The following is a 19582-nucleotide window of genomic DNA, read 5'->3' as shown; positions in this document are numbered from 1 at the left end:
TATGTTTATATTCCAACATGAATATGACTAAATGTTTTTACATCAAATAAACCAAGATCCGTGATTTTAAGCTCTGGTATTACGGGCAGGGCTAAAAAGGAGAGAGTAATAAACGGATTAAATTCAAAAGTACACCCAATTTTAATTAATGCCTGATTTAATTCCTTTATTCGTTCATATATTTCTATTGACGGCATATCTGACATAAGACCTGAAATGGATAGCGGAAGGGAGGCAAGAAGTTCTCCGTTCTGAACGACAGCTAAGCCGCCTTTCATTTCCGAAGTATGAGCAATTGCTTCTATAAGGTCTTCATCTGAAGAACCAGCAGCAACGATATTATGTGAATCATGAGCAACAGTTGAAGCAATGCCCCCATTTTTAATGCCAAGTCCTTTAATAATTCCCAAACCGATATTTCCAGTCATTTTGTGCCGCTCGATTACAGCAATTTTTAATAAATCTTTCTCTAAATTATATTGAAATAGACCTTTATAAGTATCGACTTCCTCAACAAGATGCTTTGTTACAATCATGTTTGGCAAGATTTGAATGATATTTGCCATTCTTCCATTGACTATTTTAATTTGAAGCTGTTCACTTGAAGGCAGTTTTATTTTCACACTATCCATAATTGATGGAGCGGGTGCTATTTTAGAGATAGGAGAATTTATTACTTTTCCGTTTTTCGCAACGAGCTTACCAGATTTATAAACTTGATCGATTTCAATAAGATGGAGATCGTTAACTAGTAGGAAGTCAGCTTCATATCCGGGAGCAATGGCACCTTTAGACTTTAGACCAAAACATTCTGCTGCATTTAATGTGGCCATTTGAATCGCCAGTATGGGATCTAGCCCTTCGTTTATTGCCAGCCTAATATTATAGTCGATGCTGCCTTGGTCAATTAGTTCATCTAAATGCTTGTCATCCGTTACAAATAAACAGCGCCTAGCATTGCTTTCATTCACAGCCTTCAAGAGGGTGATTAAATCCTTTGCAGCAGAACCTTCTCGGAGCATGACATACATCCCTTTTCGAAGGCGTTCCAATGCCTCTTCAGCCGTTACACATTCATGGTCTGTCCGAATGCCGGCTGCCATATAAACATTAATTCCATCTGCATCTATACCCGCAGCATGGCCATCAATATGTTTGTCTATTGAACAGGCATCAAACAGCTTAAGGAGCATGTTTTCATCATTTTGCATAACAGAGGGGTAATCCATTACTTCCCCAAGTCCGATCACACGCGGATGGCTATAAAAAGGTGCTAAATCTGTATAGTCAAGGGTTGCTCCTGCATTTTCAAATGGAGTGGCAGGAACACAGGAGGGCAGCTTTATTAAAACTTCCAGAGGGATTCCTTCAGATGCATTCAGCATGTATTCAATGCCATTTTTTCCACTAACATTGGCAATTTCATGTGGATCAGCAATGATTGTTGTTACACCATGGGGGAGGACAACATTGGCAAATTCGGAAGGGGTAACCATTGCTGATTCAATATGCACATGGCCATCAATAAAACCCGGGATGATGTATTTTCCATCAGCATCAATCGTTTCATAGCCTTCAAACTGCCCTATCCCAGCAATAAAACCATCTACTATTGCGATATCATCTTCTAAAATTTCTCTTGTAAAAACATTGACGATCTTTGCATTTTTAATAACTAAATCAGCGGGAGCTCTTTTTGCTGCAGCAGCAACTCTTCTTTTAAGCATATCAATTGTGAGCTTCAATTGCTTTTCCCTCTTTCTTATATTTTTTCTATATATACTTCCATGATTCCGCCGCAAATTCCTCCATCCTCGTAGAAAAGCCCTTTTGTCAGATCGACAATATGTTTAACTGGATTACAGGATTGGATGACATCGATTGCCTTCTCAATGACTTCTGCTTCTCCACAGCCGCCGCCGATTGTCCCTTCAATTCTTCCCGATTGAAAAATAATCATCTTGCTGCCGGTTTTTCGGGGAGTCGAGCCTTTTGTTCGGATAATCGTTGCTAAAGCTGCGTTCTCACCGGCAGCTTTAATCTCCATCGTTCTTTTGATTATGTGAAGCTGTTCCATTTAATTGCCCCCTCACGAAACCCCAATTTCGTATATTTGCGGATCATCAAGCTTAGTGAGGAACCAGATGATTGATTTTTCAACTTTAAAATTTCTGCCAGAATACTTATTGCGATTTCTTCTGGTGTTTGTGCACCAATATCAAGTCCGACTGGTGTAAACAACTGATCAAAGCTTTCATTCGGAAAATCACCTTTTAATTGCTCAAAGACACCGGAAATTCGACGTCTGCTGCCAATCATTCCGATGTAGGCAGGTTTTTCTTTCCGATTCAGCAGTTCCTGCAAACTTAAAACATCGTATTTATGTCCTCTTGTCAGAAGAAGAATATAGGTTTGTGCTGTTATCTCGGTCTTCTTGAAAAAATGAAGGAACGACTGGCAGATAACTTCATCAACATGAGGAAATCGATCCCTGTTTGCAAAATCCTCTCGATCGTCAATGACAGTAACATAGAATCCGAGCATTTTCCCGATTCTTGCGACAGGCTCACAAACATGACCAGCACCTGCAATTATTAAATGGATCGGGACTGGAAAATATTCGGCGAAACATTCAACTAGTGAACCATTCCAGGTAAAAGTAAACGTGCCTGAGCGTTTTTTTCTTACTAGTTTTTCTGCATGATTCATGATCATTTGCTGTAAAGAAATGGGCGAGGGAGAATCGGCATAAAATTCTCCCATAGGCAATAAAAGTGCTTTAAAACCAATCAGCTCGTGCATGTCACAGTCAGTAATCGTAAGCAGAAAGATTTCTTTGCGCTGTTTTATTGATTCAGATAGTTTTATGAATAAGCTGTCGTTCATCATTTTTTCACCTTGAAGGTTGAGTATTTTGTTTTTTCAAGTCTTTTAGTGCGGTGAAGATTCTTTCCGGGGTTGCTGGCAGATGATAAATTCTAGCACCGACAGCGTCATAAATAGCAGACATAATGGCTGGAATGATTGGTATCATCACTACTTCTCCAATTCCTTTTGCACCGAAAGGACCCGTTTGTTCTTCATCCTCTACAGGGAAGGTTTCAATAAGGGGAGTCTCTCGAATAGTGGGAATAATGTAATCAGTAAAGTTTCTAGTTTTATGGAAGCCGTCTTCGATGATTACGTCTTCATAAAGTGTGTAGCCTATTCCCATAACAGCGCCTCCTTCAGCCTGACCTTCTAAACCTTGAGGATTAATCACTTTTCCAGCATCAGGGATGGAAACAACCCGAAGAACATCTGTTTCACCAGTTAAAGTATCAACCTCGACCATCACAACATGAGTTAAATAGCCGTACAAGTGGTGGGGAGCTCCGCCGGAACCTTTTATTTCTGCCTTCTCCTTTGGGAGGAGGAAATGTCCTTCTACTCTGGTTGATTTATGGTGGTTATACAGATATTCATAGATTGCTTCATATGTTAGATTTTGCTCCTTAGCAGATAAGCAGTCATGATTAACGATTACTTCAGATAAAGGAACTTGCAGAATTTCAGCAGCAGCATTTGTTAGAAGCTTGATCATATTCGGTGCGGCTGTGGCAACCGCTCTTCCGCCTGTATACGTGGAGCGGGAAGCAGTTACGGTCCCGCTATCAAGTGTTTTGGCGGTATCTCCTTGAATAATCTTGATTTTATTTATATCACAATTTAGTATTTCGGCAGCAACCTGTGCATAGGCAGTACTATTTCCGCCGCCAATTTCTTCACAGCTAACACCGACTAAAAATTTTCCATTAGGTAAAAGTTCAATGGAAGCTGCTCCATAGTCTGGCAGACCAATACCCATGCCGATCCCATGGAAGGAGGTTGCCAACGCAACTCCTCTTTTTTTCCAAGGCTCACTAGCTTCTTGTTTGTATTGGTTGCGATTCTTCCATAGGTCACAATTTTCCGCGACCTCGAGCGTTTTAAAGGTGCCGACACTTGTCTTTACGACATGCCCCATGCTTGAAATCTCTCCTTGGTGGTATACATTTTTTTTGCGAATTTCAACTGGGTCCATTTGAAGCTTTTCTGCAATCATATCCAGATGGGTTTCAATTCCAATGCAGACTTGATTGACGCCAAAGCCTCTGAATGCTCCAGAAATGCCGTTATTGGTATATACACAGAAACCTTCAAGATTCACATTTGGAATTTTGTATGGACCGCAGGAGTGTTCAATGGCTAGGGCAATCACAGCGCCGCCAAGAGAAGCATAGGCGCCTGTATCAGCGACCGCTCTTACTTCGTTTGCAAGCAAGGTTCCATCCTTTTTGGCTGCAGTTCTCATTTGTACCTTGAAAGGATGTCTTTTGATGCCTGCAATCACAGATTCTTCACGGCTTAAGTGGATTTTTACTGGTCTTCCGTTCGTATGCATCGCAAGGAGTGCCAGGTAAATTTGGACAGTAATTTCATCCTTTCCGCCAAAAGCACCGCCAATTGGACTGGAAATCACTCTTATGCGCTCAGGGTTATAAGCGAGTGCTCGAGCAATCTGCATCCGATCTCTATGTGCATATTGACCAGGGCAGCGGATTGTTATCAGCCCTTCATAATCCATCACACCCCATCCGCCTTCTGTTTCGATGAAGGCGTGCATTTGCCTAGGCGAATAGAATGTATTCTCAATTATGATATCCGCTTCTTTAAAAGCGTTTTCGGTGTTTCCATTTTTAATTTTCACATGGCTATGAATATTGCCGTCTGGATGTAACTTTGGTGCTGTATCAGACATTGCCTGTTCTGCATCTGTAACAGGTTCAAGCGGCTCATAATTTACTTCGATTAATCCCAGTGCTTGTTCAGCAATTTCCTGTGTTTCGGCTGCAACCAATGCAACAGCGTCACCTGTGCACCTGACAATATCGAAGGCAAGGACAGGCTGATCGGGAATGACGATGCCAAAGCCATTAAACCCTGGAATGTCCTCGTGTGTTAGAACACAAATGACTCCTGGAAGCTGCCGAGCCTTTTCTGTTTGTATCGAATGAATTTTAGCGTAAGGGTATTTTGCGCGAAGAACCTTGCCCCATACCATATTTTCAAAATGATAATCTGTCATATATTTTAATTCCCCGGTTACTTTTTCTGGTCCGTCCATCCGCTTGACTCGCTTGCCTACCCAATTTAATGATTGTTTCATTTACTTTCCCATCTCCTCATTAAGCGATAAAGACCTCTCGCAAGCAGTGCGCTTGCCATATCCCGCCGGTATTCAGCTGTAGCTCTCCCATCGGTAATCGGCATAACTTCCTTCCATGCAACCTTTGCAATATTTTCAATAATGTCTTCTGTTAAGGGATGTAAGGATAGGAGTGCTTCACATTTTTTTGCGCGGATAATGGTTGGTGCGACGGAGCCAAAAGCAATTTTTCCTCCTAAGCATTCGCGATCCTTAGCCATGCTAAGGATTATCGCAACATTCACAATTGAAATTGATTGAGCTTTACGCGGACCTAGCTTTTGGAAGATCCCAATTTCGTTTTCCGCTTGCTGTTGGATGATTATATTTGTGATCATTTCATTTTGTTTCATTACCGTTCGCCCTGGACCTGTAAAAAATTGATTGATTGGAATGAGTCTTTTGCTAGATAATGATTGAAGTTCAATAGCTGCATCCAAAACATACAGAGCCGGAATCGTATCACCTGCAGGGGATGCCGTTCCAATATTCCCGCCAATCGTGCCCATATTTTGCATTTGTACAGCTCCCACTTCACAAGCTGCTTCAACAAGTACATTCGCTTTCTTTTGTAAAAGAGAGGATTGGATGATATCTGTATGAGTGGTTAATGGACCGATATGTATCGCCCCATTTATTTCTTTAATATAGCGCAATTCCTTTAATCCTTTAATGTTAATCCAAGTTGCAGGGAGCCATTTTCCTTCCTTCATCCGCACAACTGCGTCAGTGCCGCCAGCTATTAAGCGATGAGCAGTTTTATTTTTTGATAGAATGTATAAGCAATCTTTAACAGTTTGGGGTGAGATAATATCCATTTCAGAAACTAGCATTTTTGTCCCTCCTTTTATTGTTCAAATCCAATGCTTTTTGATAATCGGATGGTGTGTTGATATTGAGGTTTATTAGTTCGTTATGAATGGGAACTTCGATAACGTTCGTATCATATTTTTGAACTAGATGGCGAAGCCCCATTGTTTCTTCGCTGATAGATAGTAGATCTTTCATGATTTTTGCAGAAAAAAGAATAGGGTGACCTCTTTTCCCGCTGAAAACGGGGACAGTAATCAAAGCGTTGTTTTGTTGAAGTGTGCTGATAAGCTGATGAATGATTGATTTGTCTGTTGGCTGATCAATGGCAGTAACTAAAACAGCTTCTGTTTCTTTTCTGACTCTTTGAAGTCCTGTCAATATTGAAGAGCATTTTCCGTTTAAATACTCGGTATTCATAATGGCTGTTACCGAGTAGCTGGCAGCGATCTGCATGAAGTGTTCCGATTTGTGGCCAGTTACAACAATGACTTGTGATAGATTAGAGGCATCTAATTCATGAAGCTGGTGTTCGAATAGTGACTTTCCTTTCCATGGGAGGAGACCTTTTGTGCTGCCCATTCGTGTGGATTGTCCAGCGGCTAAGAGAATGGCTGCAACTTTCATTAGATTGGTAAAGTTCCTTTTTCTATATTTTGTTTTTTTGCTGCAGTTTGGATGGCTTGAATAATTTTTGTGTAGCCTGTACAGCGGCAAAGATTTCCTCCAAGTGCGGTTTTAATTTCATCAATCGTTGGTACATGATCAATACGATTTAGAAATGCTCTTGAAGCGACGATAATTCCAGGGGTACAGTATCCGCATTGTGTGGCGCCTTCTTCTACAAAGGATTTCTGGATAATATCCATATTGGAAATGAAACCAATCCCTTCACAAGTTGTTATTTCTTCGTTTTCAACCTGACCAACTAGTACCAAGCAGGAACAGACAACCTCTCCATTTAGCAAGACAGAGCAGGACCCGCATTCGCCCTTCCCGCAGCACTCTTTACTCGCAGTCATCTGCAAATCCACCCGCAGTACATCCAATAATGTTTTTGCTGGGTGGCATGAGACTGAGTGGAGAGTACCATTTACAGTGAAATTTATTTTTTTCATCCTTTTTCCTCCTTGCTTATAAATAAATGATTCATAAAAAAATGTGCGAAATTGCGAGAAAACGTCGAACAGAAAACGGTTTTAGGTTACAGCATTTGACATATTTTCCGGTGAGGATTAGATAGAATAGTAGGTAATCTGCTAGAATGTTTCGTTCCTAGTATTTCGTTCTACTTCGGCGCCATTCTAAATATCCAATTCCGATACTGGTATGAAAAGTGGATTAATTTAATATAGTGATGAACAGGAGGCAAATATGTCTACTATTTCAACACATTTCCAGCACACCTTTAAAAAGGATCTTGCTTTTTTGTACAATCGTGTAAACCAAGAAATCTATGGTGTGGGTGTGAAAAAGCAGCGGATTGAAACATTTGATGACCGTGTCATTATTTTCGCTCAGCATAAACGTGTGCAGGCATTGCGAATGCTTAGCAAAAACTTTCACCACCTTACTATTTCGGTTGATTCAGCATTGATTGCTGAATTTAAATCTCTATTTAAGGGACAGATTGAAAGTACACTGAAATTAAAGGTAAAAACGATCTTAAAAGATTATGACCCTCTTACCGAAGAAGCGTGTACTATTATTTATTTTGCTGAATATACGTAAGAGAAAGAGTAAATTAGAGATTGATGTGCAGTGCGCATTTATCTTTAATCCCATATTGAAAGCGGTTACGCTAGCTTTTGTTGATCGAAAGTTAATTGAAACCGCAGCAATAGACCATTCTGCTTCAAGGATGTGCTCTATTGCTGCGGTTTTTTATATATAGTTCTATTCCAGTGCAGGAGGTGAGGGTTGATCATTGCGAATGGTTTTCATAGATAGGCTTAATAAAGAAAACTCGCCGATTGGCGAGACTTGAAAAGGCGAAGACGGAGGCGTAGTTGCACTTATACTTCATTCCTAAAATTTTCGACTGCGTCGAATATACTTCTCGCTGAAAATTTATTCTTTCTTAATGTACAAAGCAAAAACCAGGGGGGATGTCTTTGGAAAAGCTAAATTCTTGGAAAGTGGGTACATTAGGATTTCAGCATGTACTTGCCATGTATGCAGGTGCTGTAATCGTACCGTTAATTGTAGGTCCTGCGATCGGATTAAACGCCAAACAGCTTGCTTACCTAATATCTATTGATCTATTTACATGTGGGATTGCCACCTTGCTGCAGGTCATTGGCGGAAAACATTTTGGGATTAAGCTGCCTGTCATTCTAGGGTGCACGTTTACTGCTGTTGGACCAATGATTGCGATCGGGAACATGCAGGGGATAACGGCCATATATGGCGCGATCATTGCTTCAGGAATCATCGTTATGATTTTATCGCAGTTTATGAGTAAGATTATGCGATTTTTTCCGCCCATTGTTACTGGATCCGTTGTAGCGATCATTGGGGTGTCATTAATCCCTGTTGCAATGAATAACGCTGCAGGCGGCCAGGGAGATCCAAGCTTTGGAAGCTTAGAAAATCTGTTTTTAGCCACATTAACTCTAGTCTTGATTATTGTGATGAATCGATTTTTTAAAGGGTATATGCGTGCGATCTCGGTACTGCTTTCATTAATTGCAGGAACAGTTGTTGCCTATTTTATGGGGATTGTCAGTTTTGATGAGGTTTCTAATGCTTCGTGGTTCCATTTCGTGCAGCCTTTTTATTTCGGCTTTCCTACATTTAATGTGTCAGCTATTCTTACGATGACCCTTGTTGCCATTGTGAGCATGATCGAATCAACAGGCGTGTTTCTAGCTTTAGGGGATGTCTGTGAAAGAAAGCTAGATTCAAAGGATATTAAAAAAGGGCTGCGGGCAGAAGGCCTTGCGGTTGTTATTGGGGGAATATTTAATTCTTTTCCATATACATCATTCTCACAAAATGTTGGTCTTGTTGCGCTAACGAAGATAAAAACTAGAAATGTTGTTATTGCTGCGGGTGTCATTCTTATGATTCTTGGACTATTGCCAAAAGTGGCTGCCTTAACAACGATTATTCCGATGGCTGTATTGGGAGGAGCGATGATTCCGATGTTTGGCATGGTGATTTCGTCAGGCATTCGCATGCTTTCCAATGTCGATTTCAGTAAGAATGAAAATCTGCTCATTGTTGCATGCTCAATTGGAATCGGACTAGGTTCAGCCGTTGTCCCAGCTATTTTTGGAAATCTTCCAGAGAGCGTCCGTTTACTAGTTGAAAATGGGATTGTTGTAGGAAGTTTGACAGCAATTTTATTAAATCTGGTATTTAATTATAAAGAAATTAATAGTAGTAAGAGTGAGCAGCTTGAACAATTGAAAAATGATCATTCAATGGAGATCATTTGATATTTTAAAGTAGCCAATTATTTTAATAGATGGAGGTCATTATATGGATTTAATTTTAAAAAATGCAAATATCCCACAGGGGGATCGTCAAGTATTAACAAATATTCTCGTAAATGATGGAAAAATAGTTGGTTATTCAAATGACATTAGTTTTCTAAATGCAGAAAAAGTGATAGATATTGGCGGTAAGCTAGTTGTTCCTGGCTGTATCGATCCGCATACACACTTCATGGATCCTGGCTTTACCCATCGGGAAACGTTTGCGACAGGAAGCCGATCGGCTATTGCAGGCGGGCTGACGACGATTATTGATATGCCTTGCTGCAGCAAGCCTTCTGTTCGGGATGGGGAAAGCTTTCAAAAGAAAATTGGACCCATCCGTGATCAAGCATATGTGGACTATTGCTTTTGGGGCGGGATGACTGGAGAGGATGCGCGTGAAGGCTGGCTTGACAACGTTTACCCGCAAATAGATGAAGGGGTTGTTGCATTCAAAGTGTATATGACACCATCTGTCCCAACATTCCCTCGCGTTTCTGATGCAGAAATGCTGGAGATTTTTAAGGCTGTCTCCAAAACAGGCTTGCCGATCGGTGTTCACGCTGAAAACTATGATATTTGCACATTTAATTCAAAGAAACTAGAAAAAGAAGGCCGTTTTGATGGACCTGCATGGGCAGAAGCGCGCTCTACTCTTGCTGAAAAGGTGGCTATCGAATTAATCATTAGTTTTGCAGAAGCAACAGATGCACGTGTCCACGTTGTGCACATGACGACAAAGGAAGGTGCAGAGCTTGTTAAGGCAGCAAAAAAACGGGGAGTAAAGGTAACAGCTGAGACATGTCCGCACTATTTGGTGCTAAATGCAAAGGATTCGATGTCTGAACGGGGATCTTTTGCAAAAATTGCACCGCCATTACGCGGCAAGGAAGATAATGAGGCGCACTGGCAAGCCCTAGCAGACGGGACAATCGACTTTGTTGGAACCGATCATGCCCCTTATGAAATTGCTACGGAAAAAGATTTTCCAGGTGCAACAATTTGGAATACGTTCCCGGGCATCCCTGGTGTTGAAACGATGGTGCCGATTCTTGTAAGTGAGGGATTAAACAAAGGACGTTTATCACTATCAAGATTTGTTGAGGTAACGAGCCGAAATGCGGCAATCCACTATGGAATCTACCCGAAAAAGGGCTCTATGGAAATCGGAAGCGACGCGGATTTCACAGTGATTGACCTTGAAAAAGAATACGTAATCGACGAACAGAAAACAGAATCAATGGCAAAATATAACCCGCTGCACGGGATGAAGTTGAAAGGAAAGCCGGTTCAAACGATTATCCGCGGCAATGTCGTCTATGAAGATGGAAAAGGCGTCGTAGGGCAAGCGGGCTATGGCCAATATGTACCTCGCCAAAGCATTCAGCGTCTAGAAAGAACATTTAAGTATGAGAAATTTGAAGCAGCTAAGGTGGAAGCAAAGGAAATGGTTAAGCAGAATTAAGCAGAAATATGTTTAGTTTTGTCGAAACATCGATTTTTTAAAAATATCGTAGATAAATTTCGCGAATTCGTAGATATATTTCAAATTTCGCAGATAAATAGTTTCATTTCGCAGATAAAACTAGAAAGGATGATTTTTTAGTGGAGTTAAAAGGAAAAAAGCATTGTATTGTGGTTATTGATATGCTGAATGATTTTATTGACGAAAAGGGTGCGCTTTGCTGCAAAAATGGCGTGAAAATTGTGCCAAAAATAAGAGAACTTATTGATTTTGCATACGATAATCAAATTCAAGTTGTTCATGTACAGGAAGCACATCGAAAAAATGACCGCGATTTCCGGGTGAGACCCGTGCATGCAGTAAAAGGCACATGGGGCTCTGAATTTATTCCAGAGCTTACGCCGAATGAAGAGAAAGGAGATTATGTCGTCCAGAAAAGAAGACATAGTGCCTTCAGTTTTACAGATTTTGATCTATTTCTAAGAGAAGAAGAGATTGATACGGTGGTACTAACAGGGGTTTGGACAAATGTATGTGTAAGGAGCACGGCTTCAGATGCTCTATACCATGGCTATAATGTTATTTGCATTTCTGATGGAACCACTTCACAGGATGAGGATATGCATGTATCTGGCCTAAGAGATATTGATATTTTTGGTGATATTTTCACGACAGAGGAATATAAAGAAGCAGTGAAAAGTAAATTCTCCCAAGATGAACGGGTTGTCTAATTTCAAGCAAACAAGTGAGAGAAAAAAGCGGATATTAGTGGGGATTACTGGAGCAAGCGGATCAATCTATGGGTATACATTGGTCCGCGCCCTTCATCAATTAGATGTTGAGACGCATGTCATTGCGACGGAAATGGGAGAAAAAGTCATGCAATTTGAGTGCGGGATCGGGATGAAGGAGCTGAAAGAATATGCCACGATTCACAGCAATCAAAACTTGTTTGCTTCGGTAGCTAGCGGTTCTTATCTTACAGATGGAATGGTCATCGTCCCATGCTCCATGAATACGCTTGGAGCGATAGCAAATGGGGTGGGTGATACACTTCTAAGCAGATCAGCTAGCGTTGTTTTAAAAGAAAAGCGTGAATTCATTATCGTTCCACGTGAAGCACCCTTTAATCTCATTCATTTACGCAATATGACGAAATTAGCAGAAACGGGTGCCTGTATTATGCCAGCTTCTCCTGGTTTCTATCATAAGCCAACGGAAATATGGGAGCTAGCGAATTTCATGGTGGCACGTATTCTCGACATGCTTGGGATTGATCATCGTTTGCTTGAAAGATGGGGTGAAAAAGCATGAACGTTGTAACGATGAGAGCATTATTGGATGATTGGGAAAATAGAGGGATAGTATATCGAATAAAAAAAGAAGTAGACCCCCTATACGAACTAGGAGCGATTATCAATTCGAAAAAAGGGAAGCAGCCATTCCTCTTTGAAAAAATAAAAGGGTATCAATCACAAATGGCAGCTGGGCTAGGAGGAGACAGAGAGCTGCTTGCGGATAGCATGGGTATCCACTCTTCAGAACTGATTCCAAAAATTATTGATTCTATCGTGAATCCGATTCCAACGACTTTAAAGCAATCGGGACCTGTGCAGGAAAATTTAGTTACCGGAGATTTTGATTTAGCAGATCTTTTTCCGATTCCTTCTTACCATGCTGATGATTCAGGAGCCTATTATGTTTCCGGTATTCTTGTGGTTAAAGATATTACTGGACAGAAAAGGTATACATCGATTAGGAGAATGCAATATTTGGGCGGAAATCGGACAAATATCTTAATTACCTCTCCAGAATTAATGGAGCAATACGCTCATTATGAGAGACTAGGGCAGCCGATGGAAATAGCTGTTATGTTTGGAGTTGTGCCTGCTGTCGTATTAAGCTCTCAAATAAGCACACATCTCTACCATACGGATAAGCTTAATGTTGCAGGTGCTTTGCTTGGACAATCATTAGATGTAGTTCGCTGTAAAACAGTAGATTTGGATGTGCTTGCCGAAGCTGAAATTGTCTTTGAAGGGCATATGCTGCCACAAGAAAGAGAAATGGAAGGTCCATTTGGAGAATTAGCAGGTTATTATGGTACACGATCTCCACAGCCGGTCGTTGAAATATCAGCGGTAACTTATCGAAATCAAGCGATCAATCAAACGATTTTTCCATCCAGTTATGAAGAAAGGCTTCCGATGGCTCTTGTTCGTGAAGCAACCCTATTAAGCACTGTTCGGCAGGTTGTTCCGAATATTACGGGTGTACATATCCCCATGGGAGGTGTGGCCCGCTACCATGCTGTCATTCAGATAAAAAAGAAGTCTGAGGGCGATGGAAAGCAAGCGGCTCTAGCTGCATTCGCCAGCGATAAGGATTTAAAGCATGTGGTCGTTGTAAATGATGACGTGGATCTCTTTGATTCAGATGATGTGGAATGGGCGGTAGCCACGAGAGTACAGGCTTCAGAAGACATATTCATTGTTGCAGGTGCTAAAGGTTCACCGCTTGAATCGTCTCATAACTTGAGGGGAGTTTCTGACAAAATGGGGATTGATGCAACCTACCCGCTTGGCAAAGAAGAATTATTCCGAAGGACCTCCATTCCAGTAGAGATCAATCTGGAAGACTATTTATAGTGTCTTGTGTTTTTTAATAGGGAGTGAAAATGTATGAAGGCAATTGGCATGATCGAAACTAGAGGATTAATTGCTGCGATTGAAGCGCTTGATTCAATGGCAAAAGCGGCAAATGTCAGTTTAGTCGATTTAAAAAGAGTAGGATCAGGGCTTGTAACAGTCATTGTAGAAGGGGATGTAGCTGCTGTTTCAGCTGCTGTTGAAATTGGCAAAACAGCTCATAACAGAACCGGCGGGGAGCTTGTTTCATTCAATGTGATTCCTAGACCCCATTCAGAACTTAGCAAAATCCTTTAATGGTGGTGATTAAACGTTGTCCGATTTTATGAAAAGCATCGTCCAGGAAGTAATGAAACCACATCATAAACCAAAGGAGAATCCACTTTTTGGCGGAGAGACTCGCTTTATCTATTCAAAATCAGCAGCAGTAAATAAACCTCATCAGACACTTCCAGAAATGAACCGGCCAAACTATCAACAAAAAAACAGGCAGAAGAACTTATCCTTTATCGATGAAAAGTCAGGAGATCTAAGAGAAAAGAGCGGATCTATCGTTAATAATGAAAATGTGCCTCCTTCAAGTAGCTATAACAAAGATCCGTTAGCAAGACTCCAAACACTGTCACTCGTTCAAGGGAATCAGCCCATACTTCAACAGCAAAACCATTCATCCATTAGAAAAAATAATATTCAGGAAGAAAGTCAATTGATTGGGCATACACGGGATGGCATAAAAGCCTGGCTATATTCGAGCCCTCATCCAAAGATGCTGCAATATTTTCAGAGAGCCATTAAATCAAATGCAATCGGTGTTGTTACCTCTCAAAAATGCCAGGCAGGACAGCTTTTCATATTAAATGAACTATTAAGAGAGCACCCTGCTATGAAGTACTGTTTGTCATGGGACAAAGATAACAAGCACAGCTTTGTTCTCGAATTGTATGAAGATCATTTGGATCTTCTAAAGCAGGCACTTAAGACTTTGTTTCAGCGTCTCTCACAAAACTCATATAAGCAAGTACAGGTGTATCAGGCTCACTCACCAAGCCCTTGGCTAATGAAGCAATTAGATTTAAATTCACAAGTGGACGGTGTGGCTGTCCTTGAAGGGACAGAGTACTACTCAACTTTATTTCTGTTAGATCGGTTTTTAAAAAAATCACCGGATAAAAACATAAATTTTAAGATTGAAAGAAACTACTTATTACTGCACGGAAACTACGAAAACGTGAAAGAAGTATCGGAAGAATTACTAAAACAAGCCGAGCGTTTAAGCTAATTTGCATGTTGAAGGGCGGGAAAAAGATTGCAGGCACTTGGTTTAATTGAAACGGTTGGCTATTTAACAGCTGTTTCGGCCGCTGATGCTGCTGTTAAAGCAGCAGATGTAGAAATTGTCGGGATTGAGAAAGTAATTGGGGTGAGCGGCTATCTTGGAGTAACCGTTCATTTTAGCGGTGATGTAGCTGCTGTAAAATCAGCTGTTGATTCAGGAAGGGATGCAGCTGAACGAATTGGGAAGGTGATTTCCTCGCATGTCATTCCAAGGGCACATCAAGAGGTAGCTGGAAAGCTTTTGCCTCTATTTAAATTAGAAAAGAAGCTAGTCATTGAAGAATTACCGAATGATACAGGTTTAGAGGAAGATGAGGAATAATAAACAATTTAAGGGGGCTGCAAAATGGGTGAAGCACTAGGATTAATTGAAACAAAAGGGCTGGTAGGTGCTGTTGAAGCAGCAGATGCGATGGTAAAGGCAGCAAATGTGGAAATTTGTGGCTACGAAAAGGTTGGATTCGGACTTGTTACAGTAATGGTCAGAGGCGATGTTGGTGCAGTAAAAGCAGCAACAGATGCAGGAGCAGAAGCAGCAAGCCGTGTAGGTGAACTTGTATCTGTTCACGTTATTCCTAGACCGCATAGTGAAGTAGAAAGAGCCTTATTATCAAAAAAAGGTGAATAAGGATGGGTTCTGAAAAGCAGAGTGTACTGTTGGAGCATACTCTGCATGAACTTCTTGCTCACCGTTCGGGAAATAAAAAGCTGAAGATGACAGTTCTGGCTCTAATTACCACTCATCTGATTGGAATGGATTCAGGACTTTCTTTTTTAAGAGAGATTGATAGGGAGGAAGTAATTGTCCGTTTCAGTGCTGAAGAAGAGGTAACTGCACAGATGTCAATCGAGGAATTAATAAAGACCCTTCACAATGACAACTGGATGCCTCATCACTTGCTGTCGGAAAAGGTTCTCTCTCATACAGATGTTATCTTAATCCCTAATCTTTCTTTTTCTCTGGTGGCAGACATCCTTTCTTTTAATGAACAACGAATATTTGTCCGTCTGATTTTAACCGCCTTGTTAACAGGAAAAACGGTAATTGCTTTAAAAGCAGGTACAGATCCTTATCACCCGCTTTTGCGATTAAAAGGAATGGATAAAGGGTCAAACGGGTTAAAAAGAATGCTTTATAATCAAATGCTGCAATTGAAGGATATGGGGATTAACCTAATCGATGAAAACGAGAAATTATCAATTAAAAAAATAAAAAAAACGGTTATTAACGAGGAAACCATTCGTTATTTCCATCAGCAGAATATTAATAGATTTGTTATTTCAAAGGATATGATTATGACACCACTTGCCAGAGATAAAGCGAAAGAACTGAATATTACACTTGTGTTTGAATAAGGGGACGATGGAAATGCAAATGGGAGTTGTAGTCGGCCGGGTAACAGCAACAAAAAAAGATGAAAATTTAGTAGGAACAAAGCTTCTGATTACTCAGCCGATTGGAATAGATGGCAATGTGTTATCGAACCCCATAATTACAGTAGATACGGTAGGGGCTGGAATAGGAGAGCGAGTGATCTTTGTGTCAGGCAGCATGGCAGGCAGAGCCATAAAGAATAAAGAGGCGCCTATTGATGCAGCAATTATTGGCATTATAGATAGTTTAGAAGGAACGACGTTAGGAGGTTAAGGCTTATGGACGCACTAAAAGTTAAGAAAGCATTGCATTATCGCAAACTAATAGATGTATTACTAGATCCAAATCTTTACGCAGATATCGTACTACAGGGCGGTTATTTTATAAATGTCATTACTCGTGAAATTTATGAAGCAGATGTGGCAATCAAGGGTGAACATATTTTGATGGTTGGCAATGTGAAGGATTTGATTGGTCCGAAAACAATGGTTGAGGAAATCAAGGGCAAATTCGTCAGCCCGGGATTTATCGATTCGCATATGCATTTTGAGAGTGCAATGCTTACTTGCACTGAGTTTTCGAAGCTATCCATCCCGACTGGAACAACGACTTTAATTGGTGACCCGCATGAAATTGGAAATGTTCTTGGTGTTGCAGGCATGAAGGAAATGATTGAGGAAGCAAAAACGCTGCCGAACCGGATTCTCTTCACTGTTCCATGTGCAGTGCCTGATGCGCCGGGTCTTGAAACATCTGGGTATGATGTGACTGCAAAGGATATGAAGGATTTGCTAAACGACCCATATGTACAGGGAATCGGGGAGATTCAGAGTTTTAGTAATATCAAACCTGTTTATGAGCATGCACCTGAATTAATCGATGACCTTGTAGCTGCTGTAACTTATGCCAATGCAATCGGAAAAACAGTGGAAGGAAATGCACCAGGGTTATTTGGCCGTGAGCTAGCAGCACATATTATAAGCGGAGGTACGCATGTTTCCTGTCATGAAACGACAACAAAGGAAGAAACAGTTGAAAAGCTTAGGTATGGTGTAAGTGTTTTCATGCGCGAAGGTTCGTCACAGCGGAATATGGCTGAATGCATTCGTGCCATAACCGAGGAAGGGTTAGACTCCAGACGAGCTATTGTCGTTTCTGATGATATGGTTCCAGCGGATCTGATTAGAAATGGTCATATGAATGACATCATTCGCCGAACAATTGCTGAAGGAATGGATCCTGTTGAAGCCATCCAGATGGCGACGATCAATCCTGCGACGCATTTTGGATTCAAGGATGTAGGTGTGCTTGCTCCAGGAAAGCGTGCAGATATCGCGGTAATTAGCGATTTAAGAAATATGACGATTGACCAAGTATATTTAGCAGGGAAAAAAGCGGCAGAAAAAGGCGAATTAACTATGGAGATTCCCTCGTATACGTATCCTGAAAGTGTAAAGAAATCAGTAAAGCGCAAACATGTTAAGAAAGAGGAAATGATCATAAAAGCAAGCGGAAGCCGCGTGAAAGTGCGTGCGATTGAAGCCATTCCATTCCAAAACTTAACCGGCGGCGGTGAATTCACCTTAAATGTGAAAGATGGCATCATCCAGCCTTGTTTGAAGCAGGATGTGCTTCCACTACTTGTAATCGAGCGCCACGGAAGAACAGGGAAAATTGGCAAAACCTTTTTACAAGGCTTTGACTTGAAAAGCGGAGCCATTGCCGAAAGTATTGCCCATGATACACATAATATCATTGTAACGGGAACGAATTATGAGGATATGGTCACAGCGGTTAATCGGGTAATCGCAATGGATGGCGGAATTGCCATGATAAATGATGGAAAGGTCGTTGGGGATTTGCCGCTCCGTATTGGCGGATTAATGACAGATGAATTAACTGGAAAAGAAATGAGCGAGAAAATTGATGAACTATCAAGACTTGCTAAAGAGGTACTTGGCTGCGGAATGGAAGTTCCATTTATGCATCTATCCTTCTGGTCATTAGTTACAAGCCCAAAATGGAAAATTACTGATAGAGGCTTAATCGACGTGGATAAATTTGAGGTTATTCCGACGATTGTGTGATGAAAAATCTTATAAAATACTATTTATTTAGTAATTTAAGGTAGTTATCGAGCACTTATTTTTAATTATCTAGCAAACCTCGTAATTTAACTAGCACTTTTCAATTTTTATCGAGCAATTCTTGCATTTCCAGAAAAAAACTTTTGAGAGGAGATTTTCATGGGCGTCAAATTAGTTGATCTGACACAAGAAATCTATCATGGAATGCCTGTCTTTCCACTGCATCCAACTACTATGATTTTTCAAAATGTTTCGCATGAAGAAACGCTAGAAAAGATTGGATTCCCCTTCGCAACTAACAATTTAATCATCAATGAACACGGTCCCACCCACAGTGATGCTACATACGAATTTGACCCAAATGGAAAATATATTGATGAAATGCCGCTTGAATATTTTTATGGGCCTGCCGTATGTTTAGATCTTTCACATATTCCTGTTGACCGCTCCATTACAAGCCGTGATCTCGCAGCTGCCCTATCACAATCAGGCCAATTTATCGACAAGGGAGACATTGTTCTTCTCTATACTGGTCACTATAACCGCTCCTATGGAACTGATGAGTGGCTGACAACCTATACAGGGCTTGATTATCAAGCGGCTAAATGGCTTGCAGATAAGGGTGTCGTTAATATCGGGATTGATGCGCCTGCAATTGATCATCCGGATGACTCTAACTATTCAGGGCATCTTGTATGCAGGGAATATGGGATCACGAATACTGAGAATTTATGTAACCTCGATCAAATAGCTGGGATGCGGTTTCTTTATTTTGGTTTGCCCCTTCGGATTAGAAAAGGAACAGGATCTCCGATCAGAGCGGTTGCGGTGTTCATTGAATAAGAATTTGGCTGCTTGCCAAATTCTTATGACAGATTGCAAATAAAATCTATTTTACGCAAAAAAACCTGGTAGATTGCAAATAAAATTCATTTTACGCAAAAAACCTGGTAGCTTGCAAATAAAATTCATTTTATGCAAAAAAAACTGGTAGCTTGCAAATAAAATTCATTTTACGCAAAAAAATCTGGTAGCTTGCAAATAAAATTCAGTTTACGCAAAAAAACCTAGTAGCTTGCAAATAAAATTCAGTTTACGCAAAAAACCTGGTAACTTGCAAATAAAATTCAGTTTACGCAAAAAAACCTGGTAG

General features: G+C 40.7%; 21 protein-coding genes. 14 read left to right on the top strand and 7 right to left on the bottom strand.

Annotated elements, in window-relative coordinates:
- Positions 1-5: 5 nt before the first annotated feature.
- Genes ade (C1726_RS25095) through C1726_RS25065 form a run of 7 tightly spaced genes read right to left on the bottom strand, consistent with a single transcriptional unit; the run spans position 6 to position 7155 of the window.
- Positions 6-1727, bottom strand: coding sequence for an adenine deaminase (ade, locus tag C1726_RS25095; RefSeq protein ID WP_180968329.1), 1722 nt, complete (start codon positions 1725-1727; stop codon positions 6-8).
- A 35-nt stretch (positions 1728-1762) separates the two neighbouring features.
- Positions 1763-2077 (bottom strand): XdhC family protein, encoded by a 315-nt coding sequence (locus C1726_RS25090; RefSeq protein WP_102275646.1) that lies wholly within the window; start codon positions 2075-2077, stop codon positions 1763-1765.
- The gene (locus C1726_RS25085; RefSeq protein WP_102275645.1) at positions 2059-2886 is read right to left on the bottom strand and encodes an XdhC family protein; all 828 of its coding nucleotides are present in this window, start codon (positions 2884-2886) and stop codon (positions 2059-2061) included. Before C1726_RS25085 ends, C1726_RS25090 begins: the two co-directional genes overlap by 19 nt.
- 7 nt (positions 2887-2893) lie before the next feature.
- Entirely contained in the window at positions 2894-5188 is a 2295-nt protein-coding gene (locus C1726_RS25080) for a xanthine dehydrogenase family protein molybdopterin-binding subunit (protein WP_102275644.1), read from the bottom strand.
- Positions 5185-6060 carry an FAD binding domain-containing protein gene (locus tag C1726_RS25075; protein ID WP_102275643.1) on the bottom strand — a complete coding sequence of 292 codons (876 nt, stop codon included), beginning with the start codon at positions 6058-6060 and terminating at the stop codon, positions 5185-5187. Before C1726_RS25075 ends, C1726_RS25080 begins: the two co-directional genes overlap by 4 nt.
- Positions 6047-6664 carry a nucleotidyltransferase family protein gene (locus C1726_RS25070; protein WP_102275642.1) on the bottom strand — a complete coding sequence of 206 codons (618 nt, stop codon included), beginning with the start codon at positions 6662-6664 and terminating at the stop codon, positions 6047-6049. Before C1726_RS25070 ends, C1726_RS25075 begins: the two co-directional genes overlap by 14 nt.
- Positions 6664-7155 (bottom strand): (2Fe-2S)-binding protein, encoded by a 492-nt coding sequence (locus C1726_RS25065; protein WP_102275641.1) that lies wholly within the window; start codon positions 7153-7155, stop codon positions 6664-6666. Before C1726_RS25065 ends, C1726_RS25070 begins: the two co-directional genes overlap by 1 nt.
- A gap of 256 nt (positions 7156-7411) precedes the next feature.
- On the opposite strand from C1726_RS25065, the gene C1726_RS25060 reads away from it, so the two are divergent.
- The 14 genes from C1726_RS25060 (at position 7412) to C1726_RS24995 (ending at position 19272) form a co-directional block, all read left to right on the top strand.
- The gene (locus tag C1726_RS25060) at positions 7412-7768 is read left to right on the top strand and encodes a Na-translocating system protein MpsC family protein (RefSeq protein ID WP_102275640.1); all 357 of its coding nucleotides are present in this window, start codon (positions 7412-7414) and stop codon (positions 7766-7768) included.
- Positions 7769-8151: 383 nt separating this feature from the next.
- Positions 8152-9480 (top strand): nucleobase:cation symporter-2 family protein, encoded by a 1329-nt coding sequence (locus C1726_RS25055; protein ID WP_102275639.1) that lies wholly within the window; start codon positions 8152-8154, stop codon positions 9478-9480.
- A gap of 43 nt (positions 9481-9523) precedes the next feature.
- Positions 9524-10984, top strand: a complete 1461-nt coding sequence (locus tag C1726_RS25050; RefSeq protein WP_102275638.1) for a dihydroorotase — start codon at positions 9524-9526, stop codon at positions 10982-10984.
- A 140-nt stretch (positions 10985-11124) separates the two neighbouring features.
- Complete coding sequence (locus tag C1726_RS25045) at positions 11125-11715, top strand: cysteine hydrolase family protein (RefSeq protein ID WP_102275637.1); 591 nt, start codon at positions 11125-11127, stop codon at positions 11713-11715.
- Entirely contained in the window at positions 11708-12298 is a 591-nt protein-coding gene (locus C1726_RS25040) for a UbiX family flavin prenyltransferase (protein WP_235822848.1), read from the top strand. The genes C1726_RS25045 and C1726_RS25040 overlap by 8 nt, the downstream gene beginning before the upstream one ends.
- Positions 12295-13632: a UbiD family decarboxylase gene (locus tag C1726_RS25035; RefSeq protein WP_102275636.1), complete on the top strand. Its 1338-nt coding sequence runs from the start codon at positions 12295-12297 to the stop codon at positions 13630-13632. The genes C1726_RS25040 and C1726_RS25035 overlap by 4 nt, the downstream gene beginning before the upstream one ends.
- Before the next feature lie 33 nt (positions 13633-13665).
- Entirely contained in the window at positions 13666-13929 is a 264-nt protein-coding gene (locus C1726_RS25030) for a BMC domain-containing protein (RefSeq protein WP_102275635.1), read from the top strand.
- A gap of 16 nt (positions 13930-13945) precedes the next feature.
- Entirely contained in the window at positions 13946-14911 is a 966-nt protein-coding gene (locus C1726_RS25025) for a hypothetical protein (protein ID WP_102275634.1), read from the top strand.
- Between the two features lie 27 nt (positions 14912-14938).
- Positions 14939-15289, top strand: a complete 351-nt coding sequence (locus C1726_RS25020) for a BMC domain-containing protein (RefSeq protein ID WP_102275633.1) — start codon at positions 14939-14941, stop codon at positions 15287-15289.
- Between the two features lie 24 nt (positions 15290-15313).
- On the top strand, positions 15314-15595 hold the full coding sequence (locus tag C1726_RS25015) for a BMC domain-containing protein (protein ID WP_102275632.1): 282 nt from the start codon (positions 15314-15316) through the stop codon (positions 15593-15595).
- A 2-nt stretch (positions 15596-15597) separates the two neighbouring features.
- The gene (locus C1726_RS25010; RefSeq protein ID WP_102275631.1) at positions 15598-16323 is read left to right on the top strand and encodes a hypothetical protein; all 726 of its coding nucleotides are present in this window, start codon (positions 15598-15600) and stop codon (positions 16321-16323) included.
- A 13-nt stretch (positions 16324-16336) separates the two neighbouring features.
- Positions 16337-16615 (top strand): EutN/CcmL family microcompartment protein, encoded by a 279-nt coding sequence (locus tag C1726_RS25005; RefSeq protein WP_053475957.1) that lies wholly within the window; start codon positions 16337-16339, stop codon positions 16613-16615.
- Positions 16616-16620: 5 nt separating this feature from the next.
- Positions 16621-18429 (top strand): adenine deaminase, encoded by a 1809-nt coding sequence (gene ade / locus C1726_RS25000; protein ID WP_102275630.1) that lies wholly within the window; start codon positions 16621-16623, stop codon positions 18427-18429.
- A gap of 159 nt (positions 18430-18588) precedes the next feature.
- Entirely contained in the window at positions 18589-19272 is a 684-nt protein-coding gene (locus C1726_RS24995; protein WP_102275629.1) for a cyclase family protein, read from the top strand.
- Positions 19273-19582 lie beyond the last annotated feature (310 nt).

This window comes from Cytobacillus massiliigabonensis, from assembly GCF_900199725.1.
GTDB classification, from domain to species: Bacteria; Bacillota; Bacilli; order Bacillales; family Cytobacillaceae; genus Cytobacillus; species Cytobacillus massiliigabonensis.
The sequence above is the reverse complement of the archived record's forward strand: the minus strand, read 5'-3'. Positions and strand labels throughout refer to the sequence as shown.

What these genes read in the sequence shown, in the direction of transcription:
- C1726_RS25050 (WP_102275638.1), top strand. Translation starts at nt 9,524, where the DNA reads ATGGATTTAATTTTAAAAAATGCAAATATCCCACAGGGGGATCGTCAA.
- C1726_RS25070 (WP_102275642.1), bottom strand. Translation starts at nt 6,664, where the DNA reads ATGAAAGTTGCAGCCATTCTCTTAGCCGCTGGACAATCCACACGAATG.
- C1726_RS24995 (WP_102275629.1), top strand. Translation starts at nt 18,589, where the DNA reads ATGGGCGTCAAATTAGTTGATCTGACACAAGAAATCTATCATGGAATG.
- ade (WP_102275630.1), top strand. Translation starts at nt 16,621, where the DNA reads ATGGACGCACTAAAAGTTAAGAAAGCATTGCATTATCGCAAACTAATA.
- C1726_RS25080 (WP_102275644.1), bottom strand. Translation starts at nt 5,188, where the DNA reads ATGAAACAATCATTAAATTGGGTAGGCAAGCGAGTCAAGCGGATGGAC.
- C1726_RS25085 (WP_102275645.1), bottom strand. Translation starts at nt 2,886, where the DNA reads ATGAACGACAGCTTATTCATAAAACTATCTGAATCAATAAAACAGCGC.
- C1726_RS25075 (WP_102275643.1), bottom strand. Translation starts at nt 6,060, where the DNA reads ATGCTAGTTTCTGAAATGGATATTATCTCACCCCAAACTGTTAAAGAT.
- C1726_RS25030 (WP_102275635.1), top strand. Translation starts at nt 13,666, where the DNA reads ATGAAGGCAATTGGCATGATCGAAACTAGAGGATTAATTGCTGCGATT.
- ade (WP_180968329.1), bottom strand. Translation starts at nt 1,727, where the DNA reads ATGCTTAAAAGAAGAGTTGCTGCTGCAGCAAAAAGAGCTCCCGCTGAT.
- C1726_RS25035 (WP_102275636.1), top strand. Translation starts at nt 12,295, where the DNA reads ATGAACGTTGTAACGATGAGAGCATTATTGGATGATTGGGAAAATAGA.
- C1726_RS25065 (WP_102275641.1), bottom strand. Translation starts at nt 7,155, where the DNA reads ATGAAAAAAATAAATTTCACTGTAAATGGTACTCTCCACTCAGTCTCA.
- C1726_RS25090 (WP_102275646.1), bottom strand. Translation starts at nt 2,077, where the DNA reads ATGGAACAGCTTCACATAATCAAAAGAACGATGGAGATTAAAGCTGCC.
- C1726_RS25005 (WP_053475957.1), top strand. Translation starts at nt 16,337, where the DNA reads ATGCAAATGGGAGTTGTAGTCGGCCGGGTAACAGCAACAAAAAAAGAT.
- C1726_RS25060 (WP_102275640.1), top strand. Translation starts at nt 7,412, where the DNA reads ATGTCTACTATTTCAACACATTTCCAGCACACCTTTAAAAAGGATCTT.
- C1726_RS25010 (WP_102275631.1), top strand. Translation starts at nt 15,598, where the DNA reads ATGGGTTCTGAAAAGCAGAGTGTACTGTTGGAGCATACTCTGCATGAA.
- C1726_RS25015 (WP_102275632.1), top strand. Translation starts at nt 15,314, where the DNA reads ATGGGTGAAGCACTAGGATTAATTGAAACAAAAGGGCTGGTAGGTGCT.